Origin of the sequence: Thermococcus sp. 21S9, assembly GCF_012027635.1 — an archaeon.
GTDB lineage: Archaea > Methanobacteriota_B > Thermococci > Thermococcales > Thermococcaceae > Thermococcus.
Genome location: NZ_SNUS01000001.1, coordinates 1,273,636 through 1,292,890 on the forward strand (window position 1 = coordinate 1,273,636; position 19,255 = coordinate 1,292,890).

The 19,255-nt window shown below is 56.0% G+C and carries 19 protein-coding genes; 10 read left to right on the top strand and 9 right to left on the bottom strand.

The window, feature by feature from the left end:
* The first annotated feature begins 9 nt into the window (after positions 1–9).
* Positions 10–915: a hypothetical protein gene (locus tag E3E28_RS07195; protein ID WP_167915298.1), complete on the top strand. Its 906-nt coding sequence runs from the start codon at positions 10–12 to the stop codon at positions 913–915.
* 50 nt (positions 916–965) lie between these two features.
* Positions 966–1,583 (top strand): hypothetical protein, encoded by a 618-nt coding sequence (locus E3E28_RS07200; RefSeq protein ID WP_167914567.1) that lies wholly within the window; start codon positions 966–968, stop codon positions 1,581–1,583.
* Here E3E28_RS07200 and E3E28_RS07205 read toward each other — a convergent pair.
* Entirely contained in the window at positions 1,580–2,779 is a 1,200-nt protein-coding gene (locus tag E3E28_RS07205; RefSeq protein WP_167914568.1) for a cysteine desulfurase, read from the bottom strand. The genes E3E28_RS07200 and E3E28_RS07205 overlap by 4 nt on opposite strands.
* A complete protein-coding gene (locus tag E3E28_RS07210) occupies positions 2,776–3,069 on the bottom strand; it encodes a hypothetical protein (RefSeq protein WP_042688831.1) in 294 nt (97 codons plus the stop codon). The genes E3E28_RS07205 and E3E28_RS07210 overlap by 4 nt, the downstream gene beginning before the upstream one ends.
* 123 nt (positions 3,070–3,192) lie before the next feature.
* On the opposite strand from E3E28_RS07210, the gene E3E28_RS07215 reads away from it, so the two are divergent.
* Both E3E28_RS07215 and acs read left to right on the top strand, forming a co-directional pair.
* A complete protein-coding gene (locus E3E28_RS07215; protein ID WP_167915299.1) occupies positions 3,193–3,921 on the top strand; it encodes a P-loop NTPase in 729 nt (242 codons plus the stop codon).
* A 275-nt stretch (positions 3,922–4,196) separates the two neighbouring features.
* Positions 4,197–6,137 carry an acetate--CoA ligase gene (gene acs / locus E3E28_RS07220; protein ID WP_167914569.1) on the top strand — a complete coding sequence of 647 codons (1,941 nt, stop codon included), beginning with the start codon at positions 4,197–4,199 and terminating at the stop codon, positions 6,135–6,137.
* Here acs and hypE read toward each other — a convergent pair.
* The 7 genes from hypE to E3E28_RS07255 form a co-directional block, all read right to left on the bottom strand.
* Entirely contained in the window at positions 6,134–7,150 is a 1,017-nt protein-coding gene (gene hypE, locus E3E28_RS07225) for a hydrogenase expression/formation protein HypE (RefSeq protein ID WP_167914570.1), read from the bottom strand. The genes acs and hypE overlap by 4 nt on opposite strands.
* Positions 7,151–7,152: 2 nt before the next feature.
* Entirely contained in the window at positions 7,153–7,545 is a 393-nt protein-coding gene (locus tag E3E28_RS07230; RefSeq protein WP_167914571.1) for a HEPN domain-containing protein, read from the bottom strand.
* Entirely contained in the window at positions 7,542–7,868 is a 327-nt protein-coding gene (locus E3E28_RS07235) for a nucleotidyltransferase family protein (protein ID WP_167914572.1), read from the bottom strand. Before E3E28_RS07235 ends, E3E28_RS07230 begins: the two co-directional genes overlap by 4 nt.
* A gap of 45 nt (positions 7,869–7,913) precedes the next feature.
* Entirely contained in the window at positions 7,914–10,232 is a 2,319-nt protein-coding gene (gene hypF / locus E3E28_RS07240) for a carbamoyltransferase HypF (RefSeq protein WP_167914573.1), read from the bottom strand.
* A gap of 92 nt (positions 10,233–10,324) precedes the next feature.
* Entirely contained in the window at positions 10,325–11,434 is a 1,110-nt protein-coding gene (hypD, locus tag E3E28_RS07245; protein ID WP_167915300.1) for a hydrogenase formation protein HypD, read from the bottom strand.
* Between the two features lies 1 nt (position 11,435).
* Positions 11,436–11,696, bottom strand: a complete 261-nt coding sequence (locus E3E28_RS07250; protein WP_167915301.1) for a HypC/HybG/HupF family hydrogenase formation chaperone — start codon at positions 11,694–11,696, stop codon at positions 11,436–11,438.
* 44 nt (positions 11,697–11,740) lie between these two features.
* Positions 11,741–11,995: a HypC/HybG/HupF family hydrogenase formation chaperone gene (locus tag E3E28_RS07255; RefSeq protein WP_099210036.1), complete on the bottom strand. Its 255-nt coding sequence runs from the start codon at positions 11,993–11,995 to the stop codon at positions 11,741–11,743.
* Positions 11,996–12,064: 69 nt separating this feature from the next.
* Here E3E28_RS07255 and E3E28_RS07260 point away from each other — a divergent pair, with 69 nt between their 5' ends.
* The 6 genes from E3E28_RS07260 to E3E28_RS07285 all read left to right on the top strand — a co-directional run bounded on the left by E3E28_RS07260 (position 12,065) and on the right by E3E28_RS07285 (position 19,251).
* Positions 12,065–12,448: a DUF302 domain-containing protein gene (locus E3E28_RS07260; RefSeq protein WP_167915302.1), complete on the top strand. Its 384-nt coding sequence runs from the start codon at positions 12,065–12,067 to the stop codon at positions 12,446–12,448.
* A gap of 98 nt (positions 12,449–12,546) precedes the next feature.
* Positions 12,547–13,140, top strand: a complete 594-nt coding sequence (locus tag E3E28_RS07265; RefSeq protein ID WP_167915303.1) for a TetR/AcrR family transcriptional regulator — start codon at positions 12,547–12,549, stop codon at positions 13,138–13,140.
* A gap of 115 nt (positions 13,141–13,255) precedes the next feature.
* On the top strand, positions 13,256–15,313 hold the full coding sequence (gene fdhF, locus E3E28_RS07270) for a formate dehydrogenase subunit alpha (RefSeq protein WP_167914574.1): 2,058 nt from the start codon (positions 13,256–13,258) through the stop codon (positions 15,311–15,313).
* Positions 15,314–15,323: 10 nt separating this feature from the next.
* Positions 15,324–15,821 (top strand): 4Fe-4S dicluster domain-containing protein, encoded by a 498-nt coding sequence (locus E3E28_RS07275; RefSeq protein WP_167914575.1) that lies wholly within the window; start codon positions 15,324–15,326, stop codon positions 15,819–15,821.
* A 52-nt stretch (positions 15,822–15,873) separates the two neighbouring features.
* Positions 15,874–17,253, top strand: coding sequence for a proton-conducting transporter membrane subunit (locus tag E3E28_RS07280; protein ID WP_240921662.1), 1,380 nt, complete (start codon positions 15,874–15,876; stop codon positions 17,251–17,253).
* Between the two features lie 6 nt (positions 17,254–17,259).
* Positions 17,260–19,251, top strand: coding sequence for a proton-conducting transporter membrane subunit (locus tag E3E28_RS07285; RefSeq protein WP_167914576.1), 1,992 nt, complete (start codon positions 17,260–17,262; stop codon positions 19,249–19,251).
* Positions 19,252–19,255: the final 4 nt, after the last annotated feature.

A 19,255-nucleotide genomic window follows, 5' to 3' on the forward strand; every position in this document is an offset into this window, starting at 1 on the left:
GTGGTTCTCATGAGGCACAGCAGGATAGCGGTTAAGGTTCTCGAAGGTGAGGAACCCGTCTTCTACGACCCCGTTTACCACGGCAGGACGCTGAAGGTTTTTGGAATGGACGATTACCCCGTCAGGTTCCTTTCCTACGTGATTGGTGAGTACCGGAAGCTCAACTATTCCGCGGTCGTCTTCGACACCACTGGAGAGGTTGAGGGCGACTTCGACGAGGTAATCGAGGTTCGCGACGGTGCCAGCCTCGGCCTCGACCCGATAAAGCTCTACAAGGCCGGCTACTTCGACCCGTACACGGCAGTCACAATCGTCCAAACGCTGTACGGCCTCGACAGGGCTTTAACGGACAGGCTCTACGTTGACGTGCTCCTCGGCAAGGTTTCAAGCGTTCCAGAAGCGGTCAAGAGGAAAGAGAAGTACTCGGAGGTCATCCTCGAGAGCTACACTCCCCTCGACGAGGTCTTTTACTCGGGGGAGGTTCCAAAGCTCGAGGGAAGCGTTAGGGTGAACCTCGGTGAGACCAGGAGCATAACCCTCGTCGGCATAGCGTTCCTCATCCTTGCCGCTGCCTTCGAGAAGAGGCGCGAGACGGTTGTTGGCCTCGTTGACGGCGCCGTCCTCGGTTACACGACGGCTGGAAGCGCCGGGATTCCTCTCCTCACAAAACCGCTGAAACACAGGGTTACGGTCATCGCGAGCCAGTACGCCCTTGACTCGCTCCTGAACATAGCCGGCCCGACGCTCCTCCTCTACCACGACCCCGACGTTCAGTCGCTCGTTTACGAGACGAGCGGTGTTCCGCCGGGCCCGACGAGGAAGTTCGTGGGCAAGAGGGCCGGAACGCTGATAACGAGGAGCCCGGAGAGCGTTGACGTCCTCCACGGTGGATTGCCCGAGGGTGTTCTTCGGTGAACATCTTAGCCCTTCAATAACTTTTTTAAATGTCTCGCGTACTTTTACTGGTGAGTAAAATGGTGTACTACGAGCACGCGACAACCCCCATCGTGTTCGGGGCACTCCTCTCGGTTTACTACTTCTCCATAGTGGTCGCACTCATCGCGTGGTTCTGGAGTTCCTACCAGTACATCAGAAAAGGGAATTACCGGTTGAAGAGACTGGCGGGTTTTCTGCTGATAGCGATTTTTATCACGTCGCTTTCAGGCGCCAGGCTACTCGATAAGTACCTGTACCTTCACTCGCCGGTTAACAGCGATTTCTGCATGACCTCATCGTGTGTTCTGTCCTCCACGGGTATTAAAACGTATAACCTGAACACCACAGAACTTGAAAAGCTCGGCGTTCCCAGCGTTGGCCCCATGTGGGTTTACACAATCTACGACGTTGGTTACAGTGCCCGTCTCGGGATTAAAAAGCTCTTCGCCGGGCTCGTGATTGTCCGTCCTCTGCTTGTGGTTCCAGCCGTCGAGGTTTACGTCTACACCTTCCACAACGGTCACTTCGTTGAGAAGCAGAAGTTCTACGTTTTCTGGCCACAGTCTCCGGGAGACGTTCTCACGAAGAAACTGGACTTTGAATTCACCGTCCTCGTCTTAACAGGAGGACGTGGGCCGGGGGCTTAGCCCCTCAGCCCCTTAACCAGCTCCTCAAGAACGCCGAGGAACGTCTCAACCTCCTCAAGGCTGTTGTAGACGTGGAAGGAAGCCCTCACCGTCCCATTTATTTCCAGCTTCTTCATCACCGGCAGGGCGCAGTGGTGACCGCTTCTCACCATTATATTGTTCTCGTCGAGTATCGCCGCGACGTCGTGCGGGTGGAGGGGCGGGACGTTGAAGCTAACGACTCCAGCGTGCTTGTCGATGTTCCTCGGCCCGTACCAGGGAATCTCAAGCTCATCAAGGCCTTCCGTAGTGCGCTTAACGAGCTTCCTCTCCTGCCTCTCGATTCTGTTGAGACCAATCCTCTCGATGTACCTTATTCCTGCAGCCAATCCTATCGCACCGCCTATGTTCGGCGTTCCGGCCTCGAACCGCTCCGGCGGCTCGGTCAGCTTGTAGGAATCCAAATCAACGTCCTCAATCGTTCCGCCTCCGATTAACGGTGGCTCGAAGACGTCAAAGAACTCCTCGTTGATGTAGAGAACTCCTATCCCCGTCGGTCCCATCGGCCCCTTGTGGCCTGAAAAAGCTAAGAAGTCCGCGTGTAGTTTCTTAACGTCAACCTCCATGTGCCCAGCGCTCTGTGCCGCATCGACGACGAATATTGCGCCTTCCTCCTTAGCGAGTCTTCCGAGCTCCTCGACCTCGTGGATAACGCCGAGCGCATTTGAAACGTGCTGAACCGCGACGAGCTTGGCTCCCTTAATCTTCTTTTCCGCATCGCTCAAATCGAGGTTGCCCTCGTCGTCCCCGTCAATGAACTCGAGCCTAAGGTTGAGCTTTTTAGCCAACCTCTGCCAGGGGAGTAAATCCGAGTGGTGCTCGTACGGGGTCGTGACTATTTTGTCCCCGGGCTTGAAGATGCCCTCAAGGCCGAGGGCAACGAGGTTGAGGCTCTCGCTCGTGTTCTTGGTGAACGCTATCTCCTCAAACTTCGCGTTGATGAAGTCCGCGACCACCTTCCTGCTCTCCTCGTACTTGTGCGTCGCCATCTGGGAGAGCCTGTGCACACCGCGATGGACGTTGGCCCTGTACTTAAGGTAGTACTCGTCCATGGCCTCCACAACCGGCTTCGGCGTGAGCGAGGTTGCCGTGTTGTCGAAGTAGATGACCTCGCTCGTCAGCGGTATATCCTTCCTAACATCTTCCGGAATCCTCACGCTACCACCTCCAGAACCCCGGCGCAGTCGTAAACAATCCTCGCAATTTCCTCACCTTTCTTCGCATCTTCTAAGAGTTTGACGATTATCTTCCCGCTCGGGTAAACGCTAACCTCGTAGCCCTCCATCTCCAGGATTAGCATCATTCCGGGCAGGAGCTTTTTTACCGTGTAGCCCCTCTCCTTCAAACACTGGGCCGTTTTAGTAAGGTCGAGCTTTATCCTCTTCTCCCACGAGTAGGCCCCTATAACGACGCCCTTCATCGTGACGCAGGGTTTCGAGATAATCACCCTTCACCACCGCTCTTATCTTTGCGGAAGCCTTTATACCACTTTCCTGAACCTGAAGTTGGAAACAAGAATGAACCAAAGCCCTTATAAATCGTGCTACTTTTTTGCCCGATGGTGATACGAATGAAGGTTCTGGTGAGCGGTAAAGGTGGCTGTGGAAAGAGCACGATAAGCGCGATGCTCGGCAAGTATCTGGCCGGAAAAGGCTACCGCGTGCTAATAATAGATGCCGACGAGTCCAACCCCGGCCTCTACAGGATGCTCGGCCTCCCGAAGGTGAAAACCCTCGCCGAGCACCTCGGCGGGAAGAAGAGGGCCAAAATCCTCATGGCGGCCGAGGGACAGGGGGAACTCGACGAGGAGCTCTTCGATTGGACGCTCGATGAGATTCCTGAGGAGATTCTGGCCAGAAAGGGTAACCTCGCCGTTCTGACAATCGGAAAGATTGAGGAGGCGGAGGAAGGCTGTGCCTGTCCCTACGGGTTCCTTGCCAGAAAGCTTCTCGAGGGAATAAAGCTGAAGGAGGACGAGGTCATCATCGTCGACACCGAGGCGGGCATAGAGCACTTCGGAAGGGGAGTTGACAAGTACGTTGACGTTGTCATCGACGTCGCAGAGCCATCGGCCGAGTCCATAGAGCTTTCGAAGAAGATAAAAGCGCTGAGCGAGAGCCTCGGCCTGAAGCACGTCCTCGTTCTTAACAAGGCTCTGCCCGGCGTCGAGGAGGAACTGCCGGTTAAGCCCGACGTGGTTATTCCCTTCGACCAGAACTTCATACTCGACAGCCTTAAGGGCAAGGAAGTTGAGCCGATAGAGCAGATAGAAGAACTGTGGAGGATAATCAACGGATGAACACATTCGAAAAACCTTTGGCAGTCTGACGTTGCTTTCTCATGTTTTTACACATTTTTGTAAACATTTGCGGGATTTTTTCGGAATCTTTCGGCGGTTCTTTGTCAATTGGGACTCCTCACGCCCCTGTTTCGACGAACGGCTATTCTGATTTCGGCGTTTGGCTAATTAGCTTCCCCTAACTCTTTTTCGACTTTTGTCGTTTATCACTTTGACAATCAACGAAAGAATTTTAAGGTTTCCTAATGCCCACTTCTGAGAAGCGAGGTGGTAGCATGCAGATAGGCGAAGGATTTCTCAAGGAAAGGTACCTGCCGATGGAGGCCTTCAGAGAGGAGCACCGGAAGTCCATCGAGAACATCGAGGATTTCTGGGCTGAGCAGGCGAAGGTTTTAGACTGGTTCAGGACCTGGGAGAAGGTCCTCGACGACTCAAGGGCACCTTTCTTCCGCTGGTTCGTCGGAGGCCAGCTCAACGCGAGCTACAACGCCCTCGACAGGCACGTTAAGGCGGGAAAGAGAAACCGCGCCGCGATAATCTGGGAGAGCGAGCGCGGTGAGACGAGAACGCTCACCTACTACGAGCTCTACCGCGAGGTTAACCGCTTTGCCTCGGCTCTGAAAAACCTCGGCGTCGAGAAGGGCGACAGGGTCGTCATCTACATGCCCCTCGTTCCAGAAGTGGTCATAGCAATGCTCGCCAGCGCGAGGATTGGAGCGATTCACAGCGTTGTATTCTCGGGCTTCTCGGCGGAAGCCTTGGCAACGAGAATCAACGACGCAAGGGCGAAGGTCGTCATCACCGCCGACTACCTTTACAGACGCGGTAAGAGGCTCAACCTCAAGGAGATAGTTGACAAGGCCCTCCTCGAAACGCCGAGCGTTGAAAGCGTCGTCGTCCTCAGGAGGGAAGAGAACGGCGTCAACATGGTCGAGGGCAGGGACTACGACTGGAACGAACTCCTCGACGGGGCCGAGCGCTACGTTGAGCCCGCTCCGGTTGAGAGCAATCATCCGCTGTTCATCCTCTACACGAGCGGAACCACCGGAAGGCCCAAGGGAATCGTCCACTCCACCGGAGGTTACCTCGTCTATGTGGCCAAGACGATGGAGTGGGCGTGGGGAATAACCGAGAGCGACCTATTCTGGAACACCGCAGATGTTGGCTGGATAACGGGCCACAGCTACCTCGTCTACGGGCCCCTAACGCTTGGCCTTACGGTGATGATGTACGAGGGTGCGCTCAACTACCCGAAGCCCGACAGGCCCTGGGAGCTTGTGGAGAAGCACGGGGTGACGATATTCTACACCGCCCCAACGGCAATCAGAATGCTCATGCGCTACGGCGACGAGTGGGTGAAGAAGCACGACCTTTCGAGTTTGAGGCTCCTCGGTTCGGTCGGCGAGCCGATAAACCCGAGGGCCTGGAAGTGGTACTACGAGGTCGTTGGCGGTGGAAGGTGCCCGATAATCGATACCTGGTGGCAGACAGAGACTGGTGGCTACATGATTTATCCCTCGGCCGGAATACAGTTGCCTCCGCTGAAGCCTGGCTCAGCTACTTTTCCGGGCCTCGGCGTCGATGCTGATGTTCTCAGGGCCGACGGAAGCCCGGCTGAGCCGAACGAGCGTGGCTATCTCGTGATAAAGAAGCCCTGGCCCGGAATGCTCCTTGGAATCTGGGGCGACGACGAGCGCTACATCAGAACCTACTGGAAGCGCTTCAGCAGGCCCGACGAGGGAATCTGGATTTACTACCCCGCTGACTACGCTATGAAGGACGATGAAGGCTACTTCTGGATATTCGGCAGGGCCGACGAGGTGCTGAACGTCTCTGGGCACAGGATTGGGACGGCCGAGATAGAGCATGCTTTGGTCCTCCACCCGGCAGTTGCCGAGGCAGCAGTAATCGGAAGGCCCGACGAGATTAAGGGCGAAGTGCCAGTTGCCGTTGTAATCCTCAAGGAGAACTGCGTCCCGAGGGAGGGCCTGAAGAAGGAACTCATAGACTACGTCAGGGAAACCCTCGGACCGATAGCGGCTCCTGCAGAGGTTTTCTTCGTCAACAAACTGCCGAAGACGAGGAGCGGGAAGATAATGCGTCGCGTTCTAAAGGCTCTCGCCAGCGGAAAGGGCCTCGGCGACCTCTCAACGCTCGAGGACGAGGCGAGCGTGGAAGAAGTGAAAAAAGCTTTGGAAGGTTTCGAGATGCGTTAGCATATCCTCGGCACGGGGTCTCCGGCCGGAGGCTCCATGAAGCGCTTTCCGCCGATTCCGGTTTCGAGGAGGACCTTCCCTCTGTATTCTTCTATTACCTCGCCGATTATCGCCGCGTCCTTCCCCCTCTTCGTCTTCCTCATCACCTCAAGGGCTTCCTCTGCGTACTCCTTTGCAACGACCATAACCACTTTTCCCTCGTTGGCAACATCGTAGGGACTGATTCCCAGCATCTCGCTCGCGGCCCTCACCTCGGGCTTCACGGGTATCGCATCCTCCCTGACGAGGATTCCGACGTTGCTCTTTCTCGCTATCTCGTTGAGGGCGTTGCTCAGCCCGGCCCTCGTGGGGTCCTTCATCGCGTGAATGTTCTCCCAGCCTATCGCTTTTGCAACCGCTTCAACGACCTCCCACACCGGCGCGACGTCGCTCTTCAGCTCGGTTTCGAAGGCTATGCCCTCCCTGTGGCTCATCAGTGCTATTCCGTGGTCCCCTATCGTCCCGCTGACGAGGACTGTGTCTCCTACCTTCGCCCCGGCGTCGCTTACCGGCTTTTCCGCGATTCCAACTCCCGCTGTAATCACGAACATCTCTATGGGCTCTTCAACGACCTTCGTGTCGCCGGTGACGATTGGAACGGGAACTTCCTTAGACGTCTCGTCCATCGAGCGGAGAACCCTCTCAAGGACATCCATGTCGAGGCCTTCCCCGATAATCATCGAGTTTGCTAAGGCTAAAGGCTTCGCACCCATCACCGCCAAATCGTTGACCGTTCCGCTTATCGCGAGCCTGCCTATGTCACCGCCGGGGAAGAAGAGAGGCTTGACCGTGTGCCCATCGATGGTGAAGACTATGTGCTTATCGCCGAAAGGTATCGTCGCCCCGTCGTCCAAAGCGTCAAGTCCTATCCCCCCGGCGCTCTTGAGGGTCAGGGTCTTCAGTATAACGTCCCTCAGGAGCTCCTCCATTATTTCTCCGCCCGCACCGTGTTCGAGCTTTATCTTTTCACCCATCTTCAACCCTCCAGAAAGCCTTTCGAAATTAGATAGCGCCTCGTAAATTCGAGGAACTCTTCGGCGCGCCGTATGTTTTCGCGCGCCTCTTCCTCTGTTATATCAACCACGAAGGAGTAATCCGCGGTCTGCCTGAGATTAAACGCAGTTCGAAGGTGTGTGAAAAACCTGTGTGGGACTTCTCCAGTCTTGACGAACTCCCTGCCAAGGAGCGCTATGACTGCGGAATGCTTCGAAACCCGTATTCCCTTCGTCAGCAAAATGGCCTCTGCGCAGTAGAACATTGTGTAGTACGCCCTTGAGAGCGCGAAGGCATAAAACCCCTTCTCCAGCAATGTCTTTGAGGCTTCAAGGCTCCTCTCGGCTTTTTCCAGTATTTCCCTGTACCCACTCATACTTTGACACCTTCCGTGTAAACGTTCTGAATCAGCGGGTCGTGTTCCATTCTCGGATTAACGGGGTAAACGATGAGCGAGACAACTAACCCTTTCTCCAGAACGTATTTCTCCGTGATTTCACTGAGCCGGTCATGCTCTTCGAGCGTTAGCCTTCTCTTGACCATGACAATCACGTCAACGTCGCTGTCCTCTTTAGCTTCGCCCCTCGCGTACGAGCCGAAGAGGATAACATCGACTAAGTCGTCGCCGAGGATTTCGATGAGCTTTTCCTTCACCTCGCGCAGGATTTCGAGGAGCTCTTCCCTCGGGATTACGGGCATCGTCTTTTCCCTCAGTTTAAATTCCTGCTTTCTCCACTTAAACCTTCACAGCATCAAATCCTCCTTCGTCAGGTAGCCCTCAAGGTACAGCCCGCCGAGGAAGGCCTGGCCAACGTTTATCCCGTTGTCCCCGCGCGGGACCTCCGTTGTAACGTGGAACTTAAGGCCCGACGCCTCAACAGCCTTCCTCACGGTCTTGACTATGAGCTCGTTGTAGGCGACACCACCGCTCATCACGACGTCCTTAACGCCGAACTCTTTAGCTTTCTCGATGGCAACCCCTGCAAAGGCCCTCGCGAGTGCTAAATGAACCGAGTAAGCGATGTCCGCTGGAGAGGCCTTTTCGAGGACGTCCAGCGCCTGCACGAACAGCTCCTCGACCTTGAGGAGTTCTCCCTCTACAGGCACTTCGAACTTGAGGTCGTTCTTGCCCTTCATCGCGAAGCTCTCGAGCTTCATCGCCGGTTCGCCCTCGTAGTGCCTCCTGTAGGCCACGTTGAGCAGAACGGACAGGGCGTCAAGGACCCTTCCGGTTGACGAAGCGTAGGCGAGGTTTATTCCCTTGGCGAGCTGGTTCAAAGCCACCGAGAACTCAACCTCGCCGTACTTCAAGCTCCCTATCGCCTTCGGACAGCACTTCCTTATGACCCCTTCAAGCTCCTCGACGCTGTAAACCTTGCTCAGGATTCCCATCAAAGCTCTCAGCGGGTAGTAGCTCGCCAAATCACCACCGGGAAGCGGGTAGTAGTCTATATGAGCCAACCTCTCCACGTCCTCGTAGCCGAGGTAGAGCACCTCACCGCCCCACGTGTTGCCATCGGTTCCGTAGCCCACTCCATCAACGGCTATTCCCACCGCCGATTCAAGGTTCTTCTCGGCTAAGACACTCGCTATGTGGGCGTAGTGGTGCTGAACCTGGAGTAGCTCGACGTTCAGTTCGTTCGCAAGCTCCATGGCAAGCTTCGTCGTGTTGTAGCTCGGATGCAAGTCGGCGACGATTAAATCGAACTCCTTAACCCTCAGGATTCTCTTGAAGTGCTCTATCGCCTCCCTCATGAACTCGAGAACCTCGACCTTTCCGGTGTTGCCGATGTACTGGCTCGGGTAAACCTTTCCGTTTTTAGCAACTCCAAAGGCGTTCATCAGCTCCGCACCGACCGCCAGGCCACGGTAGTTGAAGGGAATCTCTATCGGGAGGGGCACGAAACCGCGGGAGCGCCTAATAACGGCCCTCCTCCCGTCAACGAAGCGAATCACGCTGTCGTCAGCTCTGTTGAGTATCTTCCTGTTGTGGAGCAGGAAGTAGTCGGCTACATCCTTCAGCTCCTCGAAGGCCCTGTCGTTGTCCTTGACCATCGGCATTCCCGGGTAGTTGGCTGAGGTCATCACGTAGACCTTCGTCTTGCTCCAGTGGAAGAGTATGTAGTGTGTTCCCGCGTAGGGGAGCATGACGCCGATTGTGTGAAGCCCCGGCGCGAGGTTCTCGGGCAGGGGGAAGGGTTCTCTCTTGCGGAGCGTCACGATGGGCCTCCTGTAGGATGTCAGCTCCTCCTCTTCTTCGTTGCTCACGTAGGCGAAGCTCTTGACCGTCTCAAGTGAGTCAGCCATTATCGCGAAGGGCTTCTGGGGCCTGAAGGTTCTCCTCCTCAGCTCGGCAACGACGTCTTCCCTTGTCGCGTCGCACGCCAGATGGATTCCGCCGATTCCCTTGATGGCCACTATGTAGCCCTTGTCTATCAGCTCCGCCGCTTTCCTCAGCGGGTCTCCGGTGATTTCCTCCCCGTCGCTCGTGTAGAGACGGTAGCTCGGCCCGCAGACGGGACAGCAGACCGGCTCGGCGTGGTAGCGCCTGTTCAGGGGGTCTTTGTACTCGCTCTCGCAGAAGTCGCACATCGGAAATTCCTTCATCGTCGTGTTCTCGCGGTCGTAGGGTAAATCCTCGATGATTGTGAACCTCGGCCCGCAGTTGGTGCAGACGATGAAGGGGTACATGTAGCGCTTGTTCGTCGGGTCGAAAAGTTCTCTCAGGCAGTCCTCGCAGATGGCTATGTCGGGCGGGATTATCGAGTCCCCACCGCTTCCGCCCTTCGAGCTCTTCTCGATGTAGAAGCGGTCGAAGCCCTGGGGCGGGATTTCCTTCTTCTCGAGCCTGTCAACCCTCGCGAGGGGAGGTTTTTTCCGGTAGATGTCCTCTATGAAGGCCTCTATGTCCTCTTCCCTTCCCTCGACGACTATCTCGACTCCGGCATCGCCGAGGTTCTTGACGTAGCCCCTCAGGTTGTGCTCGTGCGCTATGCGGTAAATGAACGGCCTGAATCCAACGGCCTGAACGATGCCCTGAACGTGAATACGGTAAGCCTTCATGCCCACCCACCGGTTTTTCTCGGTATTTGGAGCCTTTATAGGTTTCCAAAACCAAAAGTTGAAAACGAGAGTGGAGTTTTGAACCTTTGGTGTTAGAACAACGCCCCGTACTTGTAGAATATCGAGCATGTTCCCTCGTAGGACACCATGCACGGTCCTATCGGGTGCCTCGGCGTGCAGGTCTTTCCGAAGTGCGGGCACTGCGGTGGCAGGGCCAGTCCCCTGAGGATTGCCCCGCAGAGACAGCCCTTCTCAAGGTCGGGGAGCTTCGGGACTTCGGGGTCGTAGTAGGTCCTTATCTCAAGCTCCTTCCACTCCTTCCTCAGCTCGAGACCGCTCTTGGGCATGACCCCGAGGGCGCGCCACCTCGCGTCCTTGACCTCAAAGAACTTGTCTATGAGCTTCTGGGCAACGACGTTGCCCTCGTATTTAACGGAGCGGGTGTATTCGTTGATTATCTTAGCCTCTCCGGCCTTCACCATCCTGACGAGGTAGAGTATCGCGAGGAGCATGTCAACCGGCTCAAAACCGGCTATAACCTGCGGGACGCCGTACTTCTCGGTTATCGGCTCCCAGCCCTTGACGCCTATTATGACCGAGACGTGGCCGGGGTCGATGAGCCCGTGGAAGCGCGTCCCCTGCTTTATGAGAACCTCAACCGCCGGTGGCGTGAGCCTGTGAACCGAGTAAATCTTGAAGTTCTCAAGCTCCTCCTGAGCAACGACGTTGAGCATTCCCGCGGCCGGGGCTGTGGTCGTCTCGAAGCCTGGGCTGAAGTGAACCACCGTTCTGTCGGGGTTCTCCTTGGCTATGCGGTAGGTGTCGTAGATTGAGTAAACGACCCTGATGTCGTAGCCCTCGCTCTTCAAATCGGCGAAGCTTCCCCTTGGCGTCGGAATCTTGTACATGTCGCCGAAGGTCGTCATGATTATTCTGTCGCCCTCCTCGTATGCCTGGCGCATTATCTCCATCATCTTGACGATGTCCTCGACCGGCGTAATGCAGACCGGACAGCCCGGCCCGCTGAGTATCTTGACATTCTCTGGCAGGAGCGAGCGGATTCCGGTTCTCGTCACGGTGTCCTCGTGGGTTCCGCAGACGTGCATGAAGCGGACCTCGTCGAGGCCCTTCGCCTCCTCATGGATTTTCTTCACTATCTTCTGAGCGAGCTCCCTGTCCCTGAACTTGTCCAGCGTCCCCATTTCAATCACCCGGGTAGTAGTAGCCACCTATCGCGTCCTTTTCAAGCTTGAAGACCTCGTCCCAGGCCGAAAGGATTTCCTTCGCGGTCTCTTCATCGACCTTCTCGATTATGAAGCCGGTGTGAATCAGCACGTATTCACCGGGCTTGACGTCGGGCATCAAATCAATTCTGGCCTCTCTCTTGACGCCTCCGAAGTCCACCCACGCGGTTCCCTTCTCCCTGTCAACCTCCAAAACCTTCGCAACGGTCGCCAGACACATGAGCTTCACCTACCTCGGGTTGTCCTGCCCGTTATTTAGCCTTTCTAAAACCTCCGGTTTGAAACTGTGAAGGTCAGCTCGAGCTTCCTTGAGCGGTGATAGGAGCACCTCGCGAGGGTCTCCTCGGCTTCGCTCCTGCTGACCTTCTCAAGAACTATGCCGTAGTAAATCTTCACGTAGTCCCCGGGTTTCACGTCCTTTACGAAGTCCAGCCTCGCCTCCTTGAGCTGGCCGTCAACGTCGACTATTGCCCTCCCGTTCCTTACCTCGAGGACCCTCCCCGCGAGCATCAGGGCCATGGTTATCAACCAAAGGTGATAGAAAACGATTTATAGACCTTTTCCTGACCAGTCAGTCAGGTGGTTCCGATGGAGGACATGATGGCCCAGATGATTAAGGTTGTGAAGAGCAAGTACCCCTACGAGGAAACCATAGAGAAGATTAAGGCCAAGGTCGAGGAGATTGGATGGAGCGTTGTTGCCGAGCACGATATGGAGAAGAAAGTCGGTGTTAGGGTTTACATCATCGAGCTCTGCAACAAGGAGTTCGCAAAGAAGGCCCTTGAAAAGCCTGAGAACCGCTGGATTTCTGCATTTATGCCGTGCCGTCTGGCGGTTGCAGACAACCCCGATGGGGTTTACGTTTACGGTATGAACATGGGTGCCTTTGCAGGGATGGCTCCCGGTGAGCTTGCCGAGATTCTCAAGAAAGTTTCGGAGGTTGACGAGGCCATTCTCAGTTCGGTTCTTTGAACGCCTCTTTTCCATCCTTTCCGGCGGAAAGTTTAAATTCTCCTCCTGCACATAATTGTCCATAACGTTAAATGACCGAATGGTCAGAAGTGGTGGGCATGGCTACGAAGTCCCCGGGTAAAACCCGTGAGAAACTCGTGTCGTCTGCAATGGAACTCTTTGCAAAAAAGGGTTTCGATAAGACCACGGTAGACGAGATAGTGGCTAAAGCGGGAGTTGCCAAGGGCACCTTCTACCTCTACTTCAAGAGCAAAGACGACCTCATAAAGGAGCTCGCCTTTGAGGTAATGCCCATAATGGCCATGCCCTCGCTAAACGACCCGTACATAACGGTTTCCTTCCCCACCTTAGAGAGCTACCTCCTTCAGCTTGGGAAGGAGTTCCTTGAGTTCTACTCTGAGAGCTATCGGGCTCAGATTTTCTTCCACATGCTCTCCGTTCGCGAGAGGATGAAGAGCATCGATGACATTTACCACCAGGCCTGCTCCGAGCTCCTGAGGGAAGGGGCGAGGAGGATTACGGCGTACGTCAAGGTTGGCTTTGAGGACGCGCTTATAGCGTTCCAGATTTTTATAGCATCACTTATGCACTACCTCCACGCCAAGGACTGCATAGGGCTTCCGGGTGAGCACTACCTCCGGCGGGTCGTGAAGGTTGTGCTGAACCACCTCCGTCTCTCCGCAAGTGTATGACTCTGTTTAACATTACTCGATGAGTAAAAATCTTTTGTTTCCACTCTCTCAGAAAACTATTTAAGGTTTTGACAATGAGCCTAAATGACTGGTCAGTCATTAAAAGGTGATAGCCATGGCCGAGAAACTCGTGCCCGTAGTGTGCCCCTGGTGTTCAGTCGGCTGTCGCTTTTACGCGGTCAGCGTGAACGGCTACATCAGGAAGATTGAATTCGACTACGACCACCCCACCGTCAACCGCGGAAAGCTCTGCCCGAAGGGTGTTGCCTCCTACCAGTTCATTAACAGCCCCAGAAGACTCAAGAAGCCCCTCAAGCGCGTTGGTGAGAAGGGAGAAGGAAAGTTCGAGGAGATAAGCTGGAGCGAAGCCTACAGGATAATCGCCGAGAAGATTAAGGAAATCAAGGAAACCTACGGTCCCGAGGCAATAGCCTTCCTCGGAAGCGAGAAGATAACCTTCGAGGAGAACTACCTCATCCACAAGCTGTCCAAGGCGATAGGAACCAACCATCTTGACTTCCCTGGAAGGTACTGCCAGTACTCCAACAGTCCCGCGAGAACGGCCGTCTTCGGTAGCTCGGCCGCGACCAACCCCTTCGAGGACGTTGCCAAGGCCGAGTTCATTCTGATTTGGGGCCACAATCCAGCGGAGACGGCGCCTATCTTCTTCGGCCAGTACATTGAGAAGGCCGTTCTCGACAACGGCGCCGAGATGGTCGTTATAGACCCGCGCGCGACGAGGGGCCACAAGTACGCGAGCATGCACCTCAAGCCCTACCCGGGAACCGACCTCGCGATAGCTCTGGCCATGCTCAACGTCGTTATAAGCGAGGAGCTCTACGACAAGGAGTTCGTCAACGAGAGGACGACCGGCTTCGAGGAGCTCAAGGAAGCCGTTAAGGACTACACCCCCGAGTGGGCCGAGAAGATAAGTGGCGTTCCCGCCGAGGACATAAGGAAGGTCGCGAGGCTCTTCGCCACCAAGAGGACGGCACTCCTCGTCAACGAGGGCCTCAACCAGCACGTCAACGGTTTCGAGTTCGCCCTTGCCCTCGCGAACCTCATCGCGATTACCGGCAACATCGGCAAGGAAGGCGTCTGGAGCGGTGTCTTCCCAGGAGCGCAGTGCGGTCTCTGTGCTGCGATGAGCGCGATAATGCCCAACAAGCTCCCGACCGGAAAGCTCGTCACCGACGAGGCCGCGAGGGCCGAGCTTGAGAGGCTCTGGGGCTTCAAGATACCGGACTGGGTTGGCCTTGACCTGACAACTATGATACGCGAGATGGGCAACAAGATTAGGATGATGTACATAGTCGGTGGCAACATCGCCAAGTCGGCCCCGAACAGCAAGTGGGTTAGGGAACAGCTCAAGAAGCTTGACTTCCTGGTCGTGCAGGACATATTCCTCACCGAGACGGCTAAATATGCCGATATAGTTCTCCCGGCCGCGGCCTGGTTCGAAAAGACCGGAACGGCAATAAGCGCCGAGAGAAGGGTCCAGAGGAGCTACAAGGCCGCGAACCCGCCCGGAGAAGCCAAGCCCGACTGGCTCATCATCGTTGAGCTGGCAAAGGAGCTCGGCCTTGGCGAATACTTCAAGTACGAGCACCCGGACGAGATTCTCAGGGAGATAAACAGCGTCATTCCGCTCTTCAAGGGTGCAACGCCTGAGTATCTCGCGGAGCACCCGGAGGGATGCTTCTTCCCGTGTACCGAGCCCGGCGAGGGAACGAAGGTTCTCTTCAAGAAGGGCTTCAAGACGGCCGATGGAAAGGCCCATCTCCAGCTCGTTGGCTGGCGCGAGCCACCGGAGAAGCCCGACGAGGAGTACCCGCTCTGGCTCACCAACTTCAGGCTCGTTGGCCACTGGCACACGGGAACCATGTCCTTCGAGAGCCCGAGCCTCCAGAAGCGCTGGCCCGAGGAGTACGTCATGATTAACCCGAAGGACGCCGAGAAGTACGGTATAAAGGACGGCGACCTCGTCAAGGTCGAGACCAGGCGCGGAAGCGTTCTCGTCAGGGCAGAGGTTACCGACCACGTCAGGGAAGGCGTTATCGCGATGCCGAACCACTGGAACATCAACGTCCTGACCCTCGAGACCATCCACGAGAAGACCAAGATGGCCGAGCTCAAGGCCGTCGCGGCCAGGGTTAGTAAGGTGGAGGAGTGAGGTGGTTGGAATGAGCAAGAAGATTTTCCTCGACTATAAGCGCTGTATCGGCTGTAAGGCCTGTGAAGTGGCCTGTGAAATGACGCACGGCGAGGCAAGGATTAAGGTCTTTGAGTTCCCCGACCTCTTCACCGTCCCCTTCAACTGCCGTCACTGTGAGAAGGCACCGTGTATGAACGTCTGTCCGACCGGGGCGCTCTTCAGGGACGAGGACGGCGCGGTGGCCTTCGACCCGCTCAAGTGTATTGGCTGTCTCATGTGTGCCGTCGCCTGTCCCTTCGGAGTTCCGAAGCTCGACGAGGAGAACAAGATTATGGACAAGTGCGACCTCTGTTCCGACAGAAGGGCGGAAGGAAAGCTTCCAGCGTGTGTCTCTGCCTGTCCAACTGAGGCCCTGCTCTACGGCGATATAAACGAGGTGCTCTGGAACAGGGAAGGAAAGATAGTGGCCAACCTGAAGAGCTCCGCCGAGAAGGGGGAGGGCGAGAAGGCCTACATCGTCCTCTGACCTTATTTTTTTGCGAGGGAAACCAAGGGTTAAAAACCAAGAGGTGATGGTGATGATTGAACTGGTGCTAATCTCAGCGCTCATCCCCTTCGTGCTCCTGATACTCTGGAAGCTCGACGGAAGAACAGCCGACCTGATAGCGGGCTCGGTTCTCGGCGTTTCCCTGCTCCTCAACGGGGTTGCCGTTTACGATTTCTTCTCAAAGGGCTCTGACAAGGTTTACCACACCGCCTACGTTACCACCGGCAACCTCGGCGAGGTCTTTGGAATAACCGCCGATACCGCCTCAATGCTTATGGGTCTCGTCTCGATACTAATCGCGTTTCTTATGGCAGTCTATGCGAGCAAGTTCCTTGACTCCGGGAAAGGGAAGTTCTACGCGCTCTTCGGCCTGCTCACCGGTGCGAGCATGGTCTTCATATACTCGACCAACCTCGTCCAGTTCGCCGTTGCGCTTGAGCTCATGGCGATAGCGATGCTCTGCCTCGTGGAGCTCGGTAATGCCAAGACTGATGCCCTCAAGGCCTTTCTCGTCCTCAACGTCGGCGTGCTCCTCATTCTCGGTGCGGTTGCCGTTCTTGGCACCGGGCAGGACCTTACCAAGGCCACTTATGACGGCACGGCGTTCCTCCTGCTAATCTTCGCGGCCTTCATGATGAGCTCACAGTTCCCGTTCTACTCTTGGCTTCCGGACTCAACGGCTTCCCCGCTCCCCGCGAGTGCTTATGTGCACTCCGCTTCGATAGCGCCTCTCGGTGCCTACATGCTCTTCAGGGTTATCCAGTACATGAAGCCGAACGACGACTACTTCTGGCTCCTTGGAGGTCTGACCGTTGCCCTCATAATCCTGATGATGATTTACTATCCGCTCCAGCGCGATGCAAAGAGGCTCATAGCCTACTCCACCATAGCCCAGACCGGCGTTGCCTACATAACCCTCGCCTACGCCCTGCTCGGCCACGTCGCGGGAATCCAGATAGCCCTCTACCAGGTCGTCAACCACGCGGTCGTTAAGGCCCTCGCCTTCGCCTCCGTCGGAGGACTCGCCTTAGCTTATGGAACCACCGACCTCAAGCTCATCAAGGGCATGAGGAGAACCGTCCCCTGGACGAGCATAGCCTGGTTCATGAGCTTCCTTGGACTGGCAGGTGTCCTTCCGCTCGGCCTGTTCTTCAGCAAGGCCTTCACGATAATGAGCACCAGGCACGCCAAGGGCGTCGCTTCGTGGCTCTTCCCGGCGGTGGTTCTCATAGACGCGGCGATATTCCTCATCGTGGTTCTCCTCTGGTTCAGGGAGATATTCTTCGGCGAAGGCGAGGCAAAGAAAGAGCCGAAGGTCATCGTTGCAGTGCTCATCATCCTCATAATCGTCGGAATAATAATGCCATGGGTCAGCCTCGACGTTGTGATGAAGATAGGCTTTGCGGGGTGATGTGAGATGATACTCGAATACGCAATTGGAGCGTTCATCCTCGGTGGTCTCGTCGGCCTGATTAGGGACTACAAGGCCACGGTTAAGGCGTCAAGCTTCATGGCGTTCCTCGGTTCACTCGCCCTCCTCTGGCAGGTTTACGCCGTCTACACCAACGGTCCGGTTTCGGGGAACCTCTTTGGAATCCCCGTCAAGGTGGATGACCTCTCCATAATCTTCCTCCTCATAATCGGTCTCGTCGGAGCCGCGGCTTCCCTCTTCGCGATAAACTACATGGAACTCTTCGAGAAGGTCGGCAAGGGCTGGGTCTACGCGATAGCCTACAACACCTTCCTTGCGAGCATGGCCCTCGTCGTTACCGCGGACAGCATGGAGTATTTCGTCATGGGCTGGGAGCTCATGACCCTCAGCTCGTTCATACTGGTGTTCTTCAGCGAGAGGCCGAGGGATACCGACGCGAGCGTCAAGTACTACATCACCATGCACTTCCTCGACACGATTCCGCTCTTCCTTGCCCTGGGAACCGCCTACTCCCTTGTCGGTGGTTTCGACAAGCTTACCTTTGAGAACATAGCGAGCGCTATGGCAACAGCCTCCACGAGCACCAAGCTGGTCTTCACGGCGCTCCTCATGATAGCCTTCATGACCAAGTCGGGAATGATACCCTTCCAGTTCTGGGTTGCCGAGACCTACCGCGCGGCGCCGACCAGCGTTTCGGCCGTCATGGCCGGTGCGATGGAGAAGGTTGCTCTCTACGGTCTCATCGCCCTCATCTGGAGAACCGTCGGAACGAGCTACGGCCTCGGCCTCTTCGTTGCCGTGATAGGTGCAATAACCCTCACCGTTGGAACCCTCTACGCACTCAGAGAGACCAACGCCAAGAGGCTTTTGGCTTATCACTCGATAGGCCAGATGGGCTACATATGGCTCGGCCTCGGAATAGGAATGGCCCTCATTCCAAAGGGTGGCTTCCTTGGAGCGGTAGGAGCGCTTGGAGCCTTCGCGGGACTCTTCCACGCCCTTAACCACGCGATATTCAAAGCCTCGCTCTTCCTCTCCGCCGGAGCCGTTGAGTACAGAACCGGAACCGTTGACCTCAATGAGCTCGGCGGTCTCGGCAAGACCATGAAGGTAACCGCCTTGGCGGCGCTCTTCGCCTCGCTCGCCATCAGCGGTGTCCCACCCTTCAACGGCTTCATCAGCAAGTGGCTCATCTACGTTTCCGGTTATTACTCGAACAGCTACGTTTTGGCCCTCGGTGCAGTCCTCGCGGCCTTCATCAGCGCCGCTACGCTCGCATCGTTCATCAAGTTCTACGGAACCCAGTTCGGCGGTGAGATGAAGCGCTACGAGAACGTCCAAGAGGTCCCGGCCGGAATGCTTGCCGGCCAGTGGATTCTGGCAGGTTTAACGCTCCTTATCGGCGTCTTCCCGGGAACAGTCACCGGAATCCTCAACGTCTTCAACGCCCCGATAAGCGATGGCGTTTACAAGATAGGCTTCCAGTCCGTGGTGTTCTCGCCCGTGCTCTTCGTGATAGTCCTCGGAATACTGACCTTCGGGCTCTACCTCGTCTTCAAGCCCGAGTACAAGGAGGCCAAGCCCTGGGACTGCGGTTCAACCGAGATAGACGAGGACGAGTACAGGATAAACGCGGAGGGCTACTACATCAAGTACGAGGAGAAGATAGGCTCGTTCTACCACCTCGGTGACTGGTTCTACCGCGTTGGAGCCGGGATAATCCGCTACATCGTCAGGGCCTACCTCTGGATGGCGAGCTACTTCACCAAGATAGTCGACACCCCGTACACCAGGATAGAGACCCTCGACGACCTCCGCGAGAGGGAAATCATGCACATAGACGAGGAGGTCTTCAAGCCACTCATCAGGTTCCTCAACATAGCCAGGGACGTCATCCCGGGAATAAGGCTCGGCACCTTCATCGTCATAGCCCTCGTTGTCGTTGGGGCTATCGTGGGACTGCTAATAGTCATGTGAGGTG

What these genes read in the sequence shown, in the direction of transcription:
- E3E28_RS07195 (WP_167915298.1), top strand. Translation starts at nt 10, where the DNA reads ATGAGGCACAGCAGGATAGCGGTTAAGGTTCTCGAAGGTGAGGAACCC.
- E3E28_RS07215 (WP_167915299.1), top strand. Translation starts at nt 3,193, where the DNA reads ATGAAGGTTCTGGTGAGCGGTAAAGGTGGCTGTGGAAAGAGCACGATA.
- acs (WP_167914569.1), top strand. Translation starts at nt 4,197, where the DNA reads ATGCAGATAGGCGAAGGATTTCTCAAGGAAAGGTACCTGCCGATGGAG.
- hypE (WP_167914570.1), bottom strand. Translation starts at nt 7,150, where the DNA reads ATGGGTGAAAAGATAAAGCTCGAACACGGTGCGGGCGGAGAAATAATG.
- E3E28_RS07230 (WP_167914571.1), bottom strand. Translation starts at nt 7,545, where the DNA reads ATGAGTGGGTACAGGGAAATACTGGAAAAAGCCGAGAGGAGCCTTGAA.
- E3E28_RS07235 (WP_167914572.1), bottom strand. Translation starts at nt 7,868, where the DNA reads ATGCCCGTAATCCCGAGGGAAGAGCTCCTCGAAATCCTGCGCGAGGTG.
- hypF (WP_167914573.1), bottom strand. Translation starts at nt 10,232, where the DNA reads ATGAAGGCTTACCGTATTCACGTTCAGGGCATCGTTCAGGCCGTTGGA.
- hypD (WP_167915300.1), bottom strand. Translation starts at nt 11,434, where the DNA reads ATGGGGACGCTGGACAAGTTCAGGGACAGGGAGCTCGCTCAGAAGATA.
- E3E28_RS07250 (WP_167915301.1), bottom strand. Translation starts at nt 11,696, where the DNA reads ATGTGTCTGGCGACCGTTGCGAAGGTTTTGGAGGTTGACAGGGAGAAG.
- E3E28_RS07255 (WP_099210036.1), bottom strand. Translation starts at nt 11,995, where the DNA reads ATGGCCCTGATGCTCGCGGGGAGGGTCCTCGAGGTAAGGAACGGGAGG.
- E3E28_RS07260 (WP_167915302.1), top strand. Translation starts at nt 12,065, where the DNA reads ATGGAGGACATGATGGCCCAGATGATTAAGGTTGTGAAGAGCAAGTAC.
- E3E28_RS07265 (WP_167915303.1), top strand. Translation starts at nt 12,547, where the DNA reads ATGGCTACGAAGTCCCCGGGTAAAACCCGTGAGAAACTCGTGTCGTCT.
- fdhF (WP_167914574.1), top strand. Translation starts at nt 13,256, where the DNA reads ATGGCCGAGAAACTCGTGCCCGTAGTGTGCCCCTGGTGTTCAGTCGGC.
- E3E28_RS07275 (WP_167914575.1), top strand. Translation starts at nt 15,324, where the DNA reads ATGAGCAAGAAGATTTTCCTCGACTATAAGCGCTGTATCGGCTGTAAG.
- E3E28_RS07280 (WP_240921662.1), top strand. Translation starts at nt 15,874, where the DNA reads ATGATTGAACTGGTGCTAATCTCAGCGCTCATCCCCTTCGTGCTCCTG.
- E3E28_RS07285 (WP_167914576.1), top strand. Translation starts at nt 17,260, where the DNA reads ATGATACTCGAATACGCAATTGGAGCGTTCATCCTCGGTGGTCTCGTC.